Source organism: Paenibacillus provencensis, assembly GCF_042678545.1.
In the GTDB taxonomy this organism is placed as follows: Bacteria; Bacillota; Bacilli; order Paenibacillales; family Paenibacillaceae; genus Paenibacillus; species Paenibacillus provencensis.
On sequence record NZ_JBHTKX010000001.1, the window covers coordinates 596593 to 616355 of the forward strand.

Annotated in this window: 13 protein-coding genes; all 13 read left to right on the forward strand. The window is 46.1% G+C overall.

Annotated features, from left to right (window positions below; translation table 11 throughout):
* The first annotated feature begins 89 nt into the window (after nt 1-89).
* The 13 genes from nth (at nt 90) to gyrA (ending at nt 19611) form a co-directional block, all read left to right on the forward strand.
* Nucleotides 90-794, forward strand: coding sequence for an endonuclease III (gene nth / locus ACFQ3J_RS03000; RefSeq protein ID WP_379292278.1), 705 nt, complete (start codon nt 90-92; stop codon nt 792-794).
* Between the two features lie 17 nt (nt 795-811).
* Nucleotides 812-1081 (forward strand): hypothetical protein, encoded by a 270-nt coding sequence (locus tag ACFQ3J_RS03005; RefSeq protein ID WP_047911189.1) that lies wholly within the window; start codon nt 812-814, stop codon nt 1079-1081.
* Nucleotides 1082-1275: 194 nt separating this feature from the next.
* Nucleotides 1276-4986, forward strand: a complete 3711-nt coding sequence (locus ACFQ3J_RS03010; RefSeq protein ID WP_251581084.1) for a dynamin family protein — start codon at nt 1276-1278, stop codon at nt 4984-4986.
* Nucleotides 4987-5249: 263 nt separating this feature from the next.
* Nucleotides 5250-7025, forward strand: a complete 1776-nt coding sequence (locus ACFQ3J_RS03015; RefSeq protein WP_251581085.1) for an ABC transporter ATP-binding protein — start codon at nt 5250-5252, stop codon at nt 7023-7025.
* Nucleotides 7018-8871 (forward strand): ABC transporter ATP-binding protein, encoded by a 1854-nt coding sequence (locus tag ACFQ3J_RS03020; protein WP_251581086.1) that lies wholly within the window; start codon nt 7018-7020, stop codon nt 8869-8871. The genes ACFQ3J_RS03015 and ACFQ3J_RS03020 overlap by 8 nt, the downstream gene beginning before the upstream one ends.
* A 134-nt stretch (nt 8872-9005) precedes the next feature.
* The gene (gene purT, locus ACFQ3J_RS03025) at nt 9006-10193 is read left to right on the forward strand and encodes a formate-dependent phosphoribosylglycinamide formyltransferase (RefSeq protein WP_251581087.1); all 1188 of its coding nucleotides are present in this window, start codon (nt 9006-9008) and stop codon (nt 10191-10193) included.
* Nucleotides 10183-10647 (forward strand): GNAT family N-acetyltransferase, encoded by a 465-nt coding sequence (locus tag ACFQ3J_RS03030; protein WP_091157951.1) that lies wholly within the window; start codon nt 10183-10185, stop codon nt 10645-10647. The genes purT and ACFQ3J_RS03030 overlap by 11 nt, the downstream gene beginning before the upstream one ends.
* A gap of 316 nt (nt 10648-10963) precedes the next feature.
* A complete protein-coding gene (locus ACFQ3J_RS03035; RefSeq protein ID WP_251581088.1) occupies nt 10964-11716 on the forward strand; it encodes a CAP domain-containing protein in 753 nt (250 codons plus the stop codon).
* Nucleotides 11717-12106: 390 nt separating this feature from the next.
* On the forward strand, nt 12107-12967 hold the full coding sequence (locus ACFQ3J_RS03040; RefSeq protein WP_091157948.1) for a GDSL-type esterase/lipase family protein: 861 nt from the start codon (nt 12107-12109) through the stop codon (nt 12965-12967).
* Complete coding sequence (locus ACFQ3J_RS03045) at nt 12957-13922, forward strand: ABC transporter ATP-binding protein (RefSeq protein WP_251581089.1); 966 nt, start codon at nt 12957-12959, stop codon at nt 13920-13922. The genes ACFQ3J_RS03040 and ACFQ3J_RS03045 overlap by 11 nt, the downstream gene beginning before the upstream one ends.
* Entirely contained in the window at nt 13915-14904 is a 990-nt protein-coding gene (locus ACFQ3J_RS03050) for an ABC transporter permease (protein ID WP_091157814.1), read from the forward strand. The genes ACFQ3J_RS03045 and ACFQ3J_RS03050 overlap by 8 nt, the downstream gene beginning before the upstream one ends.
* A gap of 273 nt (nt 14905-15177) precedes the next feature.
* Nucleotides 15178-17145: a DNA topoisomerase IV subunit B gene (gene parE / locus ACFQ3J_RS03055; protein WP_091157812.1), complete on the forward strand. Its 1968-nt coding sequence runs from the start codon at nt 15178-15180 to the stop codon at nt 17143-17145.
* 12 nt (nt 17146-17157) lie between these two features.
* On the forward strand, nt 17158-19611 hold the full coding sequence (gene gyrA, locus ACFQ3J_RS03060) for a DNA gyrase subunit A (RefSeq protein ID WP_251581090.1): 2454 nt from the start codon (nt 17158-17160) through the stop codon (nt 19609-19611).
* The last annotated feature ends 152 nt before the right edge of the window (nt 19612-19763 follow it).

Genomic DNA, 19763 nt, shown 5'->3' on the forward strand with positions numbered 1-19763 from the left:
TCATTTCTTTAAACGGCAAGCGAAAGAATGACCGTCTTGATACGGACCAAACGTATCAAGACGTTTTTTTTGTGGGAGGTAAGCTCTTCATGAATGCAGCGACAGTACGTCACATTCTTGATACGATCGCAAATATGTTTCCAGACGCTCATTGTGAATTAAACCACAGCAACGCGTTTGAACTCACCATTGCTGTATTGTTATCTGCACAATGTACGGATGAGACTGTGAATAAAGTGACAGCCGATTTATTCCAGAAGTACAAAACACCGGAGGACTATGTCTCCGTCCCGCTCGAAGAGCTCGAGCAGGATATTCGGAGAATCGGATTGTACAGGAACAAGGCAAAGCATATACAAAATTTGTGCCGGATTCTGATTGAACAGTACAGAGGAGAAGTTCCAAGCAAGCATGATGAGCTGGTTCTGCTCCCGGGAGTGGGTCGCAAGACAGCGAACGTGGTCGTTTCAAACGCATTCGGAGTCCCAGCCATAGCGGTAGATACCCATGTAGAACGTGTATCTAAACGGCTTGGGTTGGTGAATTGGAAAGATTCTGTGCTTGAGGTTGAGAAGAAGCTGATGAAGAGAGTTCCAATGGATGAATGGACGATTACGCATCATCGATTGATTTTCTTCGGTCGATACCATTGCAAAGCGCAGTCTCCCAAATGCCAGGTATGCCCGCTTCTCGATGTATGTCGTGAGGGCAAGAAGCGTATGAAAACGTCCCAAATCAGGAAAGATAAGGAACGTAGTTCATCTGCTTTACCTAAAAAAATTGCAAATGAATAGTAGAGGATGAGTTAACCATGAAATGTATTTCCGTGTATACTGACCAATTTGAAGCTTTTTCTGATATTTTTGAAGAGATCGTTTCAACTGAAATGAGCGAGAATGAAGAAAAAGAGATCGAGGGCATTACGGTGAGCCACTCCGGAGATGTACCTGAGCATTATTTGGAGCGCATGTCTCAGAAGCCTGAAGTGGTTGTTATGAAAGATAAGAGTAGAAATATTACCATTCTTCAGCATGGACAAGTGTTTGAAATCTTGCTTCCTGCGATGGAAAATGCGGTATAACTTAACGATTGATGCTTAAGCTATTCTATGGCTGAGCAATTATAGGAACAGATCATATGATAGCCGGGCACCTTTCATTAGGTCCCGGTTATTTGTTATGAAGAAGATTTTGAGACGTAGAGGTTCATTTCTGCCAAGGTCAGTGATAAAATATACATATTTAACGAGATGAAGAGAAGGAGTCTTTAGAGGACATGCTGACGAGTGTAAAGAGACAGAACGATGATTTGCGTATGCGTTTACAAGATTTGCAGAAGCTCTTCCTGGACCATGAAGATTCGAAGGCTGCCGCGTCTATTGCTGATCTTCAAGGAAAGGCGGAGGCGGGTGAACTGACCCTGGCCTTTTGTGGACATTTTTCGGCAGGGAAATCGAGTCTCATTAACCGTTTATGCGGCAAAAAAGTACTGCCTTCAAGCCCGGTGCCTACAAGTGCGAATGTAGTAGTTATCCGGAATGGGCCAAGGCAAGCGAAGATTTATCGAACTGCGCCGCGTTCAAATCGCGTCGATTCTCCAGATCAGCCGAATCATCTTGGTGGAGCAAGCCTTGGTCCCATAACAGTGTCACCTGATGAGCTGGACGAGTACTGCAAGAACGGAGAGCAGTATGCTTTTATTGAAGTGTGGGAGCAGGTGAAGCTGCTTCAGGAACAGGCAGTACTGCTGGATACTCCCGGGGTTGATTCGACTGATGGTGCTCACAAGCAAGCGACCGATTCAGCACTACATTTGGCCGATGCGGTATTCTATGTCATGGACTACAACCATGTCCAATCTGAGAATAATCTTTCTTTTGCGAAAAGTCTGTCAGATTGGGGCAAGCCGCTCTATTTAATCGTAACTCAAATCGACAAGCATCGAGATGAGGAGCTGTCTTTTGGGGAGTACCGTGCTGCGGTAGAAGCTGCATTTAAAGCATGGGAAGTTTCTTACGCTGGATTGCTGTTTACAACGTTACGGAAACCTGAGCACCCATACAACCAGTTAAGTGTCCTTCCGGACGTTATAAATGAGCTGCTATCCATTCGAACTGAACTGTTGAATCACAGCCTGGCATCTTCTGCGATTCATATTTCGAAGCAGTTTCTTATGAGGTTTGAGGATCGAAGTGAGGAACGTAAAGCGGGGCTACTGACAGAGATCGGTGGAGAAGAGGGTGCTGCCAGACTTGCCGCCCGTAAGGAAGCGATTGAACAGGAAATGGAAGCAGTCAGGGAACTCCCGCAGCTTGAACTCAAGCGGATTCGCGATGAAGTAGATCGTCTTCTTCATAACGCGAATTTGACTCCTGCTGATGTAAGAGAGGCAGCTGGGAAGTATATCGAGAGCCGGCGCACTGGCTTTAAGGTGGGTTTTCTCTTTTCGGCGGGCAAGACGGAACAGGAGAAGCAGGAACGCTTCAATCACTTCTGGTCATTATTCAGCAAGCAGGCAGAAGGCCAGGCGGCATTCCATTTGAAGACATTGCTGCGTCAATTAGGAAACGCTCATGGGCTATGGAGTGAGGATTGGGATCGCAAGCTTGATGAGCAGCTATACAGCATCGAACAAGCACTAATCACCTCGAAAAGTACGCCAGACGGAGCGGTGACGGGTGAATATGTTTTGAATTATTGTAAAGAGCTTCGAGCCGAGCTATCTGCAAGGTATCGCAAGTCTGCGTTGGAGATTGCCGAACAGCTGCTAGAGGGCCTAACGTCGCGGGCTGCAGATCAACTTGAAGTGTTGAAGAGCGAGCTGGAAGCGCTTCGCAAGCAATCCGCTGCAGCTGAGGCGTTAGCGGCGATCGAGCAGGAGATCGCGGCTATGTCTGGAGCCGTGCAGGCTCTGCTGCCGGCGAAAGATCAGCTGACCGCAGGTGCGCTGCCTGCGGTCCCGGCCCCTGCTGTGCCTGAGGACCTCGGCACAGCCACTGCCGGAATAACATCAGCCTCAGTGAACATGGCTGATGTTATTCCGGCGTCAGGGCGCGAGCCCCGCACGAGGCTCGCGCATGCGCCCTTGGCCGCTCGCAGGCACGAGCGGCTAGCCGCTGCGGCAGCCGGCCTTACGCAGGCGGCTGCCCTTGCAGCCCCGTATGCCGCCATGAAATCGGCGGTACGGGGGCTCACCGCCCGCGCGGCATCTCTTGCGGGCGGTACCTTTACCCTGGCGCTGTTTGGTGCCTTCAGCGCCGGGAAGTCTTCCTTCGCCAACGCCTTGCTAGGCGAAGCTGTGCTCCCGGTATCGCCGCATCCAACGACAGCGGCGATCAACCGGATTATGGCGCCGGCCGAAGGGGCGGCACACCGGACGGCACGGGTCACAATGAAAACCCGCGATGCCTTATGGCAGGATCTGGCCTTCTCTTTTGATCTGCTTGGATTAGGGAAGGCAGAAGAGAATTCCTGGAGAGAGAAAGTCGCAGCACTGACTCCTCAGCAGGTACACCCGGCAGGAAGGCCGCATTACAGCTTCCTCAAGGCAGCGGCTGCAGGATATGATGAAGCGGAGCCTAGGCTTGGAAGTGCATGGATTGCCAGCATGGACGAATATCGTGCCTACGTGGCAGAGGAGAAGAAGTCCTGTTTCGTGGACTCAATTGATCTGTACTATAACTGTGAATTAACCGAGCAGGGAATCATATTAGTCGATACACCTGGGGCGGATTCCATCAATGCAAGACATACCGGAGTAACATTTAATTATATGAAGAATGCGGATGCTCTCGTATTTGTTACTTACTACAACCATGCTTTCTCGCAAGGTGATAGGCAGTTTCTGAACCAGCTTGGAAGAGTGAAGGATGCCAAGTCACTCGATAATATGTTCTTTGTTATCAATGCAGCAGACTTGGCATCGTCGGAAGAAGAGCTCGGAATGGTCAAGGAGCATGTAACAAACCAGCTGCAGCATAATGGTGTACGTGTTCCTAAAGTATATCCGGTATCCAGTCTGCTGGCGCTTCAGGCCAAACAACAAGGCGATGAAGCTGCGCTTGAGGCATCTCGTTTCACGGCATTTGAACGTGCCTTCAGTCATTTTGCCGGTGATGAGCTCCCTGATCTAGCGATCCATGCAGCCAGCAAGGAAGTTGGTCATGTTCGGCAGCGTGTGGAGCAGTGGATTCGTGATGCCCGTCAGGGAGAAGCGGAGCGCCTGGCCCGCAAGCAGAAGCTGACTGAAATCAAACAGCACGGACTTGAGCTGTTATCGGCATATGGCTCCTCTAACAAGGATGCGGAAATTGCCCAGGAAATGAAAGAGCTGCTATTCCATGTGGGACAGCGTATCAGCTACCGGATGTCAGAGTTTATGTCTGAAGCGTTTCATCCGTCTGTATTGAGAGAAGACCAGGGAGATCTTAAAGGGATATTCCTTGCATCGGGAAGAGAGCTTCTTCGAATGCTGTATCTCGAAATTGAGCAGGAATTGCTGGCTACAACCCTGCGGATGGAGAGCAAGGGCCAGCGGCTCACGCAAGAGGAAGCAGAACGAACAAGCAGACGACTCGCTGAAATATCGGATGGAATTCAAGTATATTCCGAAGCTTCAGGTCATTGGGACACGCCAACTCTAAGACGAACCGATGTAAGAGAACCGATTGCATGGAAAAATGTCTGGAAATATTTCAAAAATCCAAAGCATTTTTTTGAAGGACCTGGAAGAAAACAGCTGCAGGCTCTTTTAGAGCCGGAATTAAAAGCCCTTCTTCTTCAGGAGCTCGAATACAACGAAGAGCATCTGATTACTTATTTTCAGAAGTTAACTCGTGCGTCACTGCTGGATCATCAAGAACGAATGGAAGAGCAGTGGTCAGAGGAGATCGCAGGCCTTATCGGTGCACTGGAATATGCAAGTGATATTCATACACTGGAAGAGCTGGCCTCTCGATTAACTCATGTCGAGGATAGTTTAATTTAAACTGTTTATTACCTTGAACAGCATCCCTCCTTTCGGGGCAACCGAAAAGGGATGCTTTTATGTTGACATCACCTAGCTAAGCTGAGAATATCCGACTATTTAATTGAGAGTTGCCCATTATTTCCTGATATTGCCCTTTTAAACCAAAAGAAGCCTGAAAATGGGGTCTTTTTCGCTTTGCCGGGGGTTTAAGCCGGTGATAAACTTCATTAATGTTCATAAGATTTTATACAAGATGAGTAAGACTTTTGAGGAGGAGAAACATGGATGTTCTCAGGCAGCTGCAGGGCTTCTTCTGGTCAAAACGGAATTTGATGTTTATGTCTATTCTTTGTTTGGCCATTGCCACTGCACTCGGGCTCGTGTACCCGAACCTTCTACGCGTGCTGATTGATGATGTCATTACCCGAGGGAATTATGAATACGTTCCCATGCTTGCCCTATCGGTACTGGGTGTAGTGATCATCAAAGCATCATTTCAATTTTTACACGGATTTTTTGGTGCAAGACTAGGGAACTACCTGGCGTATCGTCTGCGGAATGCATGTTATGAGAAACTGCAGTTCTTGTCTTTCCGCTACTATGATACAGCCAAAACGGGAGATCTGATGTCACGCTTAACCGGAGATTTGGAGGCTATTCGCAACTTTATTGGGTTTGGATTTGCCCAGCTTCTCAATATGGTGCTTATGGTGGTCTTTGGAGCCATTATGATGATATCCATCAACTGGCAGCTGACATTACTTACCCTCATTTTTATGCCTGTGCTGGTATTCGTGGCCCTGAAATTTGAAACCCAGATTCATCCCGCATTTCAGGAAATGCGGATGGCCATGAGCTCTCTGACAACCGCTGTCCAAGAGAATATCACCGGGGTACGTACAGTTAAATCCTTTGCCCGAGAACCTCATGAAGTAGATAAGTTCTCGCTTCGCAATGAACGCTACAAATCGAATCAAATCTTTGCCTCCTCACTGTGGGCCAAGTTCTTCCCTATAATGGAGCTGCTGGCATCCCTCAGCGTTGTTCTTCTGCTTGTGATCGGAGGAAGACTCGTCATCCATCAGGAGCTGACACTAGGTGAGCTTGTTGCCTTCTTTAGTTTAATTTGGTACATAATCGGACCGATGTGGAACATCGGATTTCATATCAATAACTATACTCAGTCCAAAGCATCTGGTGAGCGCGTGCTTGAATTGCTAAACCAGCCAATCGACGTACAGGATGGAGAAGATCCTATTACACTTGTGCCGGAGCAAGTTAAAGGGCATGTTACCTTCGATCATGTCACGTTCGCCTATGGCAACAAAATTCCTGCAGTCGTTGATATCAATCTGGATGCACCACCTGGAACGGTTGTCGGTTTCTTGGGAGGCACCGGCTCAGGTAAATCGACGATTATCCAGCTGCTTATGCGGGCCTATAACATTACGAGTGGAACGATTAAGATTGATGGAATAGACATTAACGACATGAACATCAAAAGCCTGCGCAGTCAGATTGCTGCGGTATTTCAAGAAACCTTCCTGTTCTCCTCCAGTATCCGTAACAATATCGCATATGGCATGAAGGACGTGTCGATGGATGAAATTATTCGTGTATCCAAGCTGGCAAAGGCCCATGATTTCATCATGGAGATGCCATTAGGCTACGATACCGTTGTTGGTGAGCGCGGAATGGGATTGTCCGGAGGACAGAAACAGCGGATCGCCATTGCAAGAGCTCTGCTGCTGAATCCGAAGATTCTTGTCCTTGATGATGCAACCAGCGCGGTTGATATGGAGACAGAGCATGAAATTCAGTCCGGATTCCAGGAAGTGATGCGGGGAAGAACGACCTTTATTATCGCCCATCGCATATCCTCACTGCGTCATGCGGATGAGATCCTTGTCCTGAATGAAGGCCGTGTCGTTCAGCGGGGCACACATGAAGAGCTCATCAGCAGTCCTGGACAATATCAAGATGTATATCATATCCAATACGCAGATCATATTGCCCGTATTAAACGGGCGCCTGGAAAGCAGGTGACACATGAGTAACGATGTAGCTGTCGAGAAACAAAACATTCCGGGCGCGAATGAGAAAAAAGCACAGGAGCGTTTTGTTTATCAGGACGATGAAATCATTGAAAAACCGTTTAACTGGGGTCAGTTTACTCGACTCTTTTCCTACATGAAACCTTACGCCAAGCAACTGCTTCCCATCGTTATTGTCATGTTGGTATTAGGAACAATCACAAAATTGACCGTTCCGTATCTTACCAGTTTGGCGATAGACAGAGCGATCGCACCGACGGATGGAAGTAGTCCGAGTCTGACGCTGCTCTATTGGATCGCTGGAGGAATCTTACTTCTCTACATTATCCAGTGGGGAGCAGCCACAATCCGCATCAAATATACGAATATTATTGGACAGCGCGTCATTTACGATCTAAGATCGGATCTGTTTAAGCATATTCAGAAGCTTTCATTCTCGTTTTTTGATAAACGACCCGCAGGCTCGGTTATGGTTCGCATTACAAACGACATTAACTCCCTGCAGGATTTGTTTACGAATGGGGTAGTCAATCTGCTGATTGACTGTGTTCAGCTCGTCGGAATTATTGTTATTCTGATGTTCATTAACTGGAAGCTGGGTCTGGCCGTAGTTCTGACAGTACCGCTTATGTTCTTTATTTCAACCAAATTACGGGTGAAGATACGCCGGGCTTGGCAGGATGTACGGATGAAGAACTCCCGTATCAATTCGCACTTGAACGAATCCATTCAAGGAATTCGTGTGACCCAAGCTTACACACAAGAAGAAGAGAACATGAAGTTTTTTGACAAAATGAACATGACGAGCCGCAAATCCTGGAACCGTGCTTCGACGATGAACCAATCGTTTGGTCCACTGATCGAAATAACAGGTGGAGTAGGCTCCCTCATCTTGTTCTGGTTTGGTGCTTACCTCATTCAAGAAAGAGAGCTGACCATCGGACTTCTTGTGGCGTTTGCCAACTACGTCGGCAACTTCTGGGATCCGATTAACCGCTTGGGTCAAATGTACAGTCAGCTCCTTGTAGCGATGGCATCTTCTGAGCGTATCTTTGAATTCATGGATGAGGAGCCGGGCATTGCTGATAAAAAAGGCGCGAAGCCGATTCCGACGATTCAAGGAAATATCAAGTTTGAGAACGTTATATTCGAATATGAGAAGGGACGTCAGGCTCTCAAAGGTATTGACCTCGATGTCAAGGCAGGTCAGTCGATCGCTCTTGTTGGTCATACAGGATCGGGGAAGAGTACGATCATCAATCTGCTGAGTCGCTTCTATGATGTAACGGATGGTAAGCTGTCCATTGACGGTTACAATATCCGGGATATTACGATCCGCAGCCTTCGCAGTCAAATCGGTATCGTGCTGCAGGATACTTTTATATTCTCGGGCACGATCCGCGACAATATCAGGTTTGGACGACTGGATGCGACAGACAAGGAAGTCGAGGCCGCTGCCAAAGCCGTAAATGCACATGAATTCATTATGAAATTGCCTGGAGGCTATGAAACCGAGGTGGAGGAGCGAGGCAACATTCTCTCCATGGGACAGAGACAGCTGCTGTCATTCGCCAGGGCACTCCTTGCGAATCCTCGGATACTCATACTCGATGAAGCTACTGCGAGCATCGATACCGAAACGGAGCTCAAGATTCAAGATGCACTGAAGGTATTGCTCGAGGGAAGAACATCTTTCATGGTGGCCCATCGTTTGTCAACAATTCGTAATGCAGACAACATTATTGTGCTTGATCACGGTGAAATTAAAGAACAAGGAAATCATGAACAGCTTATCCAAAAACAAGGGATTTACAATGGCTTGATTGAAGCTCAATTCAGATTTTTGTAAATTTTATTCGCGAAATTTAAAATTTCCATGTAATATTCACAAGAAATAAGTCGAGCACTCTTGCATTATGTCTCAAGTTCCCCGAAAATAGAGAAATAGATATAGATTTCTCAAGTAGGGGGATTAGAGAGAAAATGTGGGGTGCTCCTTTTTCGGCAGAAACCAAAAAAATGCTGCTGCTTGGCAGCGGTGAACTGGGCAAAGAAGTCGTTATAGAGGCACAGAGACTGGGTGTAGAGACGATTGCTGTCGATCGCTATGACCATGCTCCTGCTATGCAGGTCGCCCATAGGTCCTACTGTATTGACATGCTGAATGCAGAAGCTCTTAAAGATTTGATTCGAAAGGAGCAGCCTGATTTTATCATTCCCGAGATCGAGGCGATCGCCACAGAGGCGCTCCTAGAGCTTGAACAAGAGGGATTTCGAGTTGTACCTACAGCAAGAGCTACTAGACTTACGATGGACCGTGAAGGTATTCGCAGGTTAGCAGCTGAAGAGCTGGGATTGCCTACGGCAGCCTATCGTTTTGCAAATAGTCTTCAGGAACTAGAGGAGGCATTGCAAGAACTCGGCACGCCTTGTGTTGTCAAACCACTTATGAGCTCTTCTGGCAAGGGACAAACTGTATGCCGCGCGCAAGAGGATGCATTAACAAGCTGGAATGCTGCACTGGAAGGAGCAAGGGCTGCAACAACACGAGTCATCGTGGAAGCTTTTGTCGAATTTGAAAGCGAAATAACGTTGCTTACGGTTCGTTCATCATCCGGAACTGTATTTTGTCCTCCCATTGGACACATACAGCAGGATGGAGATTACGTAGAATCATGGCAGCCCCATTTCATGAACGAGGAACAACTGGTCCAGGCACAGAGTATCGCTAAGCGAATTACAGATGAACTTGGTGGATATGGTTTGTTTGGCGTAGAACTCTTCTTGACGAAAGAAGGGGTCGTATTCAGTGAAGTTTCGCCTCGACCGCATGATACGGGGATGGTAACGATGGTTACTCAAGATTTGTCGGAATTTGCCCTTCACGTAAGAGCAGTTCTCGGGTTTCCGGTGACAGGTGTTGAACTACTGACACCAGGTGCGTCTGCAACGCTAAAGGCAGATGAAATTACAGCATCTTATACGATTCAAGGTGTTCCGGAAGCACTCTCCTTGCCTCGTACCCAGGTTCGTATTTTTGGCAAGCCTGAGACGAAGGCCGGAAGAAGAATGGCTGTTGCACTTAGTGCAGCTAGCAGTGTTGAAGAAGCACGACAAACGGCAACACAAGCCGCAAATTTGCTGAAAGTGGAGGTAAACCATGTTAAGTAATGTAGAAGCCCCAGTTCTGACCATTCGCTCATGTGAGAAGCAGGATGCAGAGTGTGTTACACATCTCATGCATGAGGTCAGCTATCCAACGACGCCGGGAGTTATGCGGGAGAGGATTGAATCTGCCCAGGTGAATGATACTACCTGTATGCTGGTGGCGGAAATGGATGGAGAGGTTGTAGGAATGCTAGGTCTGCAGTGTGTTCAAACGCATTCGGATCCAGAACAAGCGGCACAAATTACATCTTTGATTGTGTGCAAAGCGCATCGCGGAGAAGGTATTGGCCGTAGACTTTTGGAATATGCGGAATCTTGGGCAAGCGAGCGCGGCAGTCAGAAACTGCTGATTATCGAAGGCAATCGAGAACAGCATAAGCCGTCTTACAGTTTTTATGAGCATCTCGGTTTTACGAAACATGGATACCGGTTCAGCAAGAAGCTGCAATCTATATAAGTTATATTTATTTATATGCCAGGTATGCCCTAAATAGGATACTGCTAATATAACCTAACGATCTCTGATCGTTAGGTTTTTTTGATTCACAATTTTGCATATTGGAATCTATTAAGGTAGAGATATGGATCTAGTTAAATGGATGGAATTGAAACGTTCAAGCTGTCGGAATTATTACATTTTGGTTACTTAAATTTAACCTTTTCCAAAATTTATGGGTTAACAAATCTTAAAAGTGCTGTTATAATCCTAAGCGTACCAGTTACAAAATTGTAATATTTCAGATTAGGAGCTGATATTTGTGAAGAGATCGTCTATGAAGAAAACTATCATCGCTGGTAGCTTGAGTGCAGTTCTTGCAGCAGGAATGCTTCTGCCAGGCGCTGGTGTAGCTTTCGCTTCTCCAGCTAAGGATAAGCTCGAAAGCTATCAGCAATCGATTTTAGATTTTCTGAAGGAAAATGGTCATAACGTGAAGGTTGACGGTAATACCATTACGATTGGCGGGAAAGTAATCAACATTGGTGGTAACCCAACTCAAAAACCGGATACTGGATCAAACACAGGTTCAAATACAGGTTCTGAATCAGGATCTAACACAGGATCTAACACAGGATCTAACACAGGTTCAAATACGGGTTCCAACTCAGATTCCAACTCTAACTCTGGTAACACTTCTACAGATTCTAACTCTGTTGTTTCGGCATACGCGAAGGAAGTAGTTGCCTTGGTTAACAAGGAACGTGCAGCAGGTGGCCTCAAACCACTTTCCATTCATACGAATTTGACAAAAATGGCAGTAGCGAAGGCGAAGGACATGAGTGACAACAATTACTTCAGTCACACATCTCCAACTTACGGTTCTCCATTTGATATGATGAAAACTTTCGGAATCTCTTATAGCTATGCTGGTGAGAACATTGCCAAGGGACAAAAAACGCCTGCTGAGGTAGTTAAAGCATGGATGAACAGTCCTGGACACAAAGCCAACATCATGAACAAGAACTTTACACTCATTGGTGTAGGTTATGTGAATGGTTACTGGGCTCAGGAATTTATCGGAAATTAAGTTGTTGTCGAATCCATTTCATAACTCATTAATAAGGTATTATGAAATGGATTCAGTTAGTAAGGCTTTAAATGACCCTTAAGTCATCTCAAGCAAAATGCCATATTTTTTAGGTGCAAACATATTATGCTTTGTTTTGGAATCTCCGTAACCGGAGGTTCTTTTTTTTGGAGTTTAGAGAAGGGCTGATTAGTAATGACTAAAGCGGTCATTTGCAAATAGAAGCTTGAAGTTTTATGTTTATCATTATAGGGTTGTTAAATCGGAGTAAAATTTGACAATCCTAATAATCAAAATCGAATGATACAAAATCATTCTCTGACTGTTCACCTTATATAGTACTTTGTCGAGGAATTTAAATGAATAAATTGTTGTGGAGGGAATGCCTTTGTGAAATCTTCAACAAAAATATGGGCAATTGTAAGTACTGCTTCGATTATAGTGACCATCGTACTCGTTACCGGTTTTGTCCTTGCTGTGCAGGATATCATCGCTCCATCAGGGAATACCGTACTTACGGAAGTTGAAGAGGCGGATCGAGAAGTACCCTTAGCAGCGCCTATGGAGCAAACTACAGAAATAAAAGTAGCAGCCATTGGAGATTCTCTTGCTAAAGGGACGGGAGATGACGATGGCAAAGGCTTTATTCGACGTGTGGTCAGCATGCTGCAGGATGAAGAGAACGAGGTTAGAGTTACTGCCAATCTTGCCATCAATGGATTGACTACTGAAGGGCTTCTGCCTCAGCTCGATGAGACGGGAGTACAGTACGTTTTAAAACAATCAAATTTGATTCTGCTGTCCATCGGGGGCAATGACCTATTCAAGGCAGCGCAGGCATATGAACAGGGAGTGACAGAGCTTCCTGATGCCGAAGAGCTGTATGACACTTTGCCGGGGGCGACAGCTAGTCTCAAAGAAATTTTGCGAAGAATTGCGGAGATTAATCCAGAGGCTTGGATTGTATATGTAGGTTTGTATAATCCTTTCAGTGATTTGCCTGATATGAAGGTGCTTGGCAATACGGTGGTGTCTGCTTGGAATAGTCAGGCGCTGCAGCTCATTAATACGGATGATCAGATGATGATGGCTGAAACGTTTGATCTATTTGAGCATAGTGTCCCCCAATTGCTGGCTTCCGATCATTTTCATCCCAATGCACAGGGATATGAAGAAATTGCTGAACGAATCGTAGAAGTGTTGGGAATTAACGATGTACATGGTCAGAGGGTGGAAACAGATGACGAATAATATTAGAGAGATTGTGTTGTCAGTTGAGCACTTGAAGAAGAGAATCAAGAAAAAGTGGATCATCAAGGATGTTTCATTTGAAGTTCATGCTGGTGAAGTATTCGGCTTCCTAGGGCCCAATGGGGCGGGTAAGACAACAACGATCCGCATGCTGGTTGACCTGATCAAGCCCACAGACGGTGTTGTTAAAGTATGCGGATATCCTGTGCATCGACAACCGGAGCAAGCGCTGAAATATGTAGGCTCCATCGTGGAGAATCCAGAAATGTACTCCTATTTGACCGGATTTGAAAATTTAGAGCATTTTGCGAGAATGCAGCCAGGCATTACGGAAGAACGCATAAATGAAGTAGCTGAGATTGTAGGTCTTGATCAGCGAATTCACGAGAAAGTCAGTACATATTCTCTTGGCATGAGACAGAGGCTGGGAATTGCACAAGCCCTTCTTGGTGATCCGAAGCTATTAATTCTTGATGAGCCTACCAATGGCCTTGATCCGAAAGGGATAAAGGAGCTCAGAGCTTTTATACGAAAACTTGCGGATGAAGGACTTGCTGTGTTTGTCAGCAGCCATCTGCTAAGCGAAATCCAGCTCATGTGTGACAGAGTTGCAATTATAAGCAACGGTGAGATCCTCACGGTAGGCAAGGTCGATGAACTGATTGAGGATCATAGCAATATCACGATCTGGCATTTATCTCCCAAGGACGAGGGAGTCCGCTGGCTTCTCAGCCATCCGCAGGTTAGAGCGCTTGAGGATGCGAGCATGCTGGATGATACTTTGACAGCGAGTTTGGGCAATAACGCAATTATCACTGAAATGCCCGAAGGACTAATTCCGGATCTGGTAAGAACCATGGTTCGCGCAGGGATTAAGGTAGAAGGAGTACAGAAGGTGAACCCTACGCTTGAACAATTATTTTTGAAGATGACAGAAGGTGAATGGTTTGAATAGTTTGCTGCCTCTTGTTCGAAATGAAGTGATCAAAATGATCAAGAAAAAGAGGTTTTATGTCATTCTGCTGGTATTAGTCGTACTAACACCGATGTTTACGTATGCTCAGATGAGAGAATCTGAAACAAAACGTGAAAAGTTCGGTAATGACTGGCGGCTTGAAATGCAGCAGGCAATCACGGATAATCAGAATTCACTAGGCAGTGATCGCGTGCCGGAAGAGTGGAAGCAGTATCGGCGAATTTACATTCAACAGCTTCAGTACTATTTGGATCACGATATCAATCCGAATGAACCGAGCGGCGTTACATTTACGAGAGAGTTCATGAACAATTCAATCAATTTGTTTATTCCGCTGCTCGTGGTCGCTATGGCTTCTGATCTTGTATCGGGCGAGAGGACGACTGGGACAATTAAGATGCTCCTGACGAGGCCCGTCAAACGGTGGAAGATATTGCTTAGCAAACTAATAACACTGCTTATGTTTGTTTCACTTATTGTCCTTGCCGTATTTGTTATTTGTTATCTTATTGCAGGTCTGTTTTTCGGATTTAAGGGCTTTACCTTCCCTATCTTTACCGGGTTTCTGATCAATGGCTCTGATGTGGATATGAGCAGAGTTCATGTCGTGGAGCAGTGGGAGTACCTGCTTATGCAGTCCGGATTGATATGGTTTGTCAGTATCATAGTTGCGGTGCTGTCCTTTATGGTGTCTACTCTTGTGAGAAGCACTTCCGCAAGTATCGTCGTTATGATGGCGGCTCTTATCGCCGGCACCATACTGACTAATATGGCATCCTCATGGGACAGCGCAAAATATTTATTCATGGTAAATTTGAATCTGACCGGTTATTTAGCCGGGAATTTGCCGCCTATAGAAGGCATGACGCTTCTATTTTCGCTCTGTGTGCTGACCATGTGGGGCATCGTCTCGCTTGTTGTTTCATTCCTTGTCTTTACGAAACGGGATATCTTGAATTAAAATGGACAAGGATAAGAAACATCTGTTTGCATTTTTAGGATGAGAACAGCATAGCTTGAAGACAACTTTATTCGTTCTTTAGAATCAATTTCATAATACCTTTAGCTGCTTAAATCAGGGTATATAGAACAAAATGATTTTTATTTGTCTATATAGTTTCAAATTTACCTTTTTAATGAGTTATGAAATTGATTCTAGTTCATCATTTTATCTAAATAAATTTTAACAGTGTGATCATTCATGAAGAGTGAAGGCATAAGAGGGGGAGCATTCATGACCCAAGAGATGGATCTATCTGCTGACGTATCCGGTAATACCGGTTATGAAGCAGACGACATTCAAGTGCTGGAGGGACTTGTCGCTGTACGAAAAAGACCGGGTATGTACATTGGCAGCACAAGTAGCTCTGGCTTACATCATTTAGTCTGGGAAATTGTCGACAACGCTGTCGATGAGCATTTAGCAAAATACTGTGACAAGATTGAAATTACGCTACATAAAGACGCATCCGTTACGGTGCAGGATAATGGACGAGGCATTCCGACAGGAATGCACAAGACAGGTATTCCTACGCCTCAGGTCGTGTACACGATACTGCACGCAGGTGGCAAGTTTGGCGGAGGCGGTTACAAAAAATCCGGAGGCCTTCATGGTGTCGGCGCTTCGGTAACGAACGCCTTATCCGAGTTCCTGGAGGTGGAAATCTATCGGGAAGGTAAAATTCATCGGCAGCGCTTTGAATACTGGGTGGATAAGAAAGGGACCGAGCATGTTGGCGAGCCGGTTACAGGTCTTGAGGTCATCGGAAATACTCGACAAACCGGCACCAAGGTAAGATTCAAGCCGGATATTAAAGTTTTTAAATCCGGTATTTCTCTTAGCTACGATACGCTGGCTGAGCGTCTGCAGGAGATTGCATTCCTGAACTCAGGGCTTCGTATACTGCTTAAGGATGAACGCAGCGGGAATCAAGATGAGTATTACTACGAAGGAGGAGCAAGTCAATTCGTAGCCTATTTGAATGAAGGCAAGGATCTTCTGACAGATGTCATCCATTTTAATGCGGAAAAAGAGGATATCGAAGTCGAAATCGCGATCCAGTATAATGCGGGTTATACCGAAACGATTGTATCGTTCGTTAACTCTATTCCTACACGCGGCGGCGGAACACATGAAACAGGCTTCAAAACGGCGTATACGCGAATCATGAATGAATATGCACGTCGTACGAGCATGATCAAGGAAAAAGACAAAAATCTCGAAGGAAATGATCTGCGCGAGGGCATGATGGCCATAATCAGTGTTAAAATGTCCGAAGTGGAGTTTGTCGGCCAGACCAAAGATCAGCTGGGCAGTGCGTCTGCCCGCAGTACAGTGGATCAGGTCGTTACAGAGAGCATGCAGCGTTTTCTCGAAGAGAATCCACAGGTTGCACAGACCTTGATCAAAAAGGCAGTGCAGGCTTCCAAAGCGAGAGAAGCGGCACGTAAAGCCAGAGATGATATGCGATCCGGCAAGAAGCGGAGTGAAAGCTCTAACCTAGGAGGTAAACTGACACCGGCACAGTCCAAAGATTACTCTCGTAATGAGCTGTTCATCGTCGAAGGTGACTCCGCAGGCGGTTCGGCGAAGCAAGGGCGGGATTCCAAAATTCAGGCGATTCTGCCGCTCAAAGGCAAGCCCATGAATCCGGAGAAGGCGAAGCTGGCGGATATTATGAAGAACGAGGAATACCGGGCAATTATGTCCGCTATCGGTGCAGGTATTGGTACTGAGTTTGCAGTGGAAGACAGCAACTACTCCAAGATCATTATTATGACAGATGCGGATACAGACGGCGCACATATCCAGGTATTATTGCTGACGTTCTTTTATCGCTATATGAAGCCGCTCATTGATGCAGGCAAGGTGTATATAGCACAGCCGCCTCTCTATAAGATTAGCCGCAAGACAGGCAAGCTTGAAACGGTTCGTTACGCATTTACTGAGGATCAGCTGCAAATTTACTTGAAGGAATTCGGCAAAAATTACGAGTTGCAGCGTTATAAAGGTCTGGGAGAGATGAATCCGGATCAGCTGTGGGAAACAACGATGGATCCGGATACCCGGACTTTACTGCAGGTGAAGATTGAAGATGCAGCCAAAGCCGAAAGAAGAGTAACCACATTAATGGGTGATAAGGTTGATCCGCGTAAGCGCTGGATCGTTGAAAACGTAGATTTTACAGAGTACGAAGAATAGAAGGTGCTTTGAATGAGTTTATCTGAACAATTTTTACCGGCATTTCTGGAAGAAATCGTAGGCGATCGATTCGGTCGATATTCAAAATACATTATTCAGGATCGGGCGATACCTGATGTGCGTGACGGACTTAAGCCTGTTCAGCGTCGTATCTTGTATGCCATGTACGATTCAAACAATACGCCTGACAAACCGTACCGCAAATCTGCAAAAACCGTCGGTGATGTCATGGGTAATTATCATCCTCACGGAGATTCCTCCATTTATGAGGGAATGGTGCGTATGGCACAGCCTTGGAAGATGGGACATGTGCTCATTGACGGACACGGAAACTGGGGTTCACAGGATGATGATCCGGCGGCAGCGATGCGCTATACCGAAGCACGTTTGTCACCGATTGCCATGGAGATTCTGCGCGACATTGAGAAGCGTACGGTTCTATTTAAGGACAATTTTGATAATACGGCAAAAGAACCTGTAGTTCTCCCATCCCGATTCCCGAATCTACTCGTGAACGGGGCGAGCGGAATTTCGTCCGGCTTTGCAACAGAGATTCCGACACATAATTTAAGAGAAGTTATTGATGCATGTATTGCTGTAATGGAGAAGCCTTCAATCTCTCTTGAAGAGATTATGACTTTTATCAAAGGACCGGACTTTCCTACAGGCGGTATCATTATGGGCGGCAGCGGAATTCTGGACGCCTATCGTACGGGAAAAGGCCGCATATATATTCGCTCCAAAACCGATATCGAAAATTTGCGAGGCGGTAAGCAGCAGATCATTATTACCGAAATTCCTTATCAGGTCGTTAAGTCACGGCTTGTTACCGCGATGGAAACGATTCGCTTGGAGAAGAAGATCGAGGGTATCGCTGAGGTTCGAGACGAGAGCGGACGTGAAGGCTTGCGTATCGTCGTTGAACTTAAGAAAGAAGCGGACGCCCAAGGCATTCTTAACTATCTGCTCAAAAAAACCGATCTTCAAGTCACGTATAACTTCAATATGGTGGCAATTGTTAATAAAGCACCTCATCAGCTTGGACTTAAGCCGATACTTGATGCTTATATTGCACATCAGCGCGAAGTTGTAACCCATCGAACGCAGTACGATCTCGAAAAAGCCGAGGATCGGGCTCATGTTCTGGAAGGTCTTGTAAAAGCACTTAATATTCTGGATGAAGTTATTGCAGCAATTAAAGCGTCCAAGAATCGTCAGGATGCCCAGAACAATCTGGAATGGATGTTTGGCTTTACCGACCGGCAGGCAGACTCCATACTTACGTTGCAGTTGTATCGTCTAACGAACCTGGAGATCACGACACTGCAAAAAGAGCTGGATGAGATCCAGAAGAAAGTCGCCGAACTGCGGAGTATTCTCGAAAGTGATCGGAAGCTCATCAGTATCATTCGGAAGGAACTCAAAGAAATCCGGGAGAAGTACGGAATAGATCGCCGTTCTTCTATTCAGGAAGAGGTAGAAGAACTGAAGGTGAATCTTGAGGTTCTCGTCAATTCTGAAGATGTGCTCGTAACATTGTCCAATGAAGGTTACATCAAGCGCACAAGTATGCTCTCCTTTACCCGTTCAGGGGGAGACCGGAGCAGTTCGGGTGTGATTGAAGGTGATGTGATTTCTTCTTACTATGATGTAAATACTCTCGATAATTTGCTCGTGTTTACACAGCGGGGACAATACTACCTCCTGCCTGTACATCAGGTGCCGGAATTCAAATGGAAGGACCCGGGGACAGCCATCGTTAACGTCATTCCCTTATCGAAGGAAGATCGAGTCGTCAGCATCATACCGATACGCAGCTTCGATCAAGAAGAAGCAAGCCTTGTGTTCGTAACACGAAGAGGGCAGGTCAAGCGTACTGCACTGAAAGATTATATTACCAAGCGTTCCTCGGCAGTTGCCGCATGCAAGGTCGGAGCGAATGATGAAGTTATCCGTGTCCATCTCAGTACGGGAGGAAGGCACATCCTGCTTGTCTCCAAGCTGGGCCAAAGTGTAAGATTCCTAGAGGATGAAGTGAACACAATGGGCCGGGTATCCGGCGGTGTGAAAGGAATTCAATTAAAGGACGAGGATGAGCTCGTCTCTGCTCTATGGGTTGATGAGGATGAAGGAGAAATCTTTACAATATCGGACCTTGGATATGGGAAGAGATCACTTCTACTTGATTATCCACTGCAGTCCCGCGGCGGCAAAGGTGTTGCCACCTTTGAATTCAAAGAGGGCAAACGTGTCAAACCGAATGGCAGCCGTATCGTCGCTGCATACCATGTTAAAGAACCACTGCAATTGCTCGCGTTGACAGAACAAGGCAAAATGATTGGATTTTCTACAGAGTCGGCACCGATCTCTGATAAGAGAAGTATAGGCAAAGCCTTGGTCAGCATAGAGAAGAACGACTCGATTGTACGAGTAATATATAATCGGGCGGATGACTCAACATCCTAAAATACGTCATAAGAGCCTCTGATGTGCCAGGAAACGGCATCAGGGGCTTTTTTTGACGTTACAATGCAAAGTATAAGAACCTTCGTCGATACCGGTCGAGTCGCCAAAACGGGGAAGGAATTGCATCAAAAAGAGCGAAATGATTCATCAGC

What these genes read in the sequence shown, in the direction of transcription:
- nth (WP_379292278.1), top strand. Translation starts at nt 90, where the DNA reads ATGAATGCAGCGACAGTACGTCACATTCTTGATACGATCGCAAATATG.
- ACFQ3J_RS03005 (WP_047911189.1), top strand. Translation starts at nt 812, where the DNA reads ATGAAATGTATTTCCGTGTATACTGACCAATTTGAAGCTTTTTCTGAT.
- ACFQ3J_RS03010 (WP_251581084.1), top strand. Translation starts at nt 1,276, where the DNA reads ATGCTGACGAGTGTAAAGAGACAGAACGATGATTTGCGTATGCGTTTA.
- ACFQ3J_RS03015 (WP_251581085.1), top strand. Translation starts at nt 5,250, where the DNA reads ATGGATGTTCTCAGGCAGCTGCAGGGCTTCTTCTGGTCAAAACGGAAT.
- ACFQ3J_RS03020 (WP_251581086.1), top strand. Translation starts at nt 7,018, where the DNA reads ATGAGTAACGATGTAGCTGTCGAGAAACAAAACATTCCGGGCGCGAAT.
- purT (WP_251581087.1), top strand. Translation starts at nt 9,006, where the DNA reads ATGTGGGGTGCTCCTTTTTCGGCAGAAACCAAAAAAATGCTGCTGCTT.
- ACFQ3J_RS03030 (WP_091157951.1), top strand. Translation starts at nt 10,183, where the DNA reads ATGTTAAGTAATGTAGAAGCCCCAGTTCTGACCATTCGCTCATGTGAG.
- ACFQ3J_RS03035 (WP_251581088.1), top strand. Translation starts at nt 10,964, where the DNA reads ATGAAGAAAACTATCATCGCTGGTAGCTTGAGTGCAGTTCTTGCAGCA.
- ACFQ3J_RS03045 (WP_251581089.1), top strand. Translation starts at nt 12,957, where the DNA reads ATGACGAATAATATTAGAGAGATTGTGTTGTCAGTTGAGCACTTGAAG.
- parE (WP_091157812.1), top strand. Translation starts at nt 15,178, where the DNA reads ATGACCCAAGAGATGGATCTATCTGCTGACGTATCCGGTAATACCGGT.
- gyrA (WP_251581090.1), top strand. Translation starts at nt 17,158, where the DNA reads ATGAGTTTATCTGAACAATTTTTACCGGCATTTCTGGAAGAAATCGTA.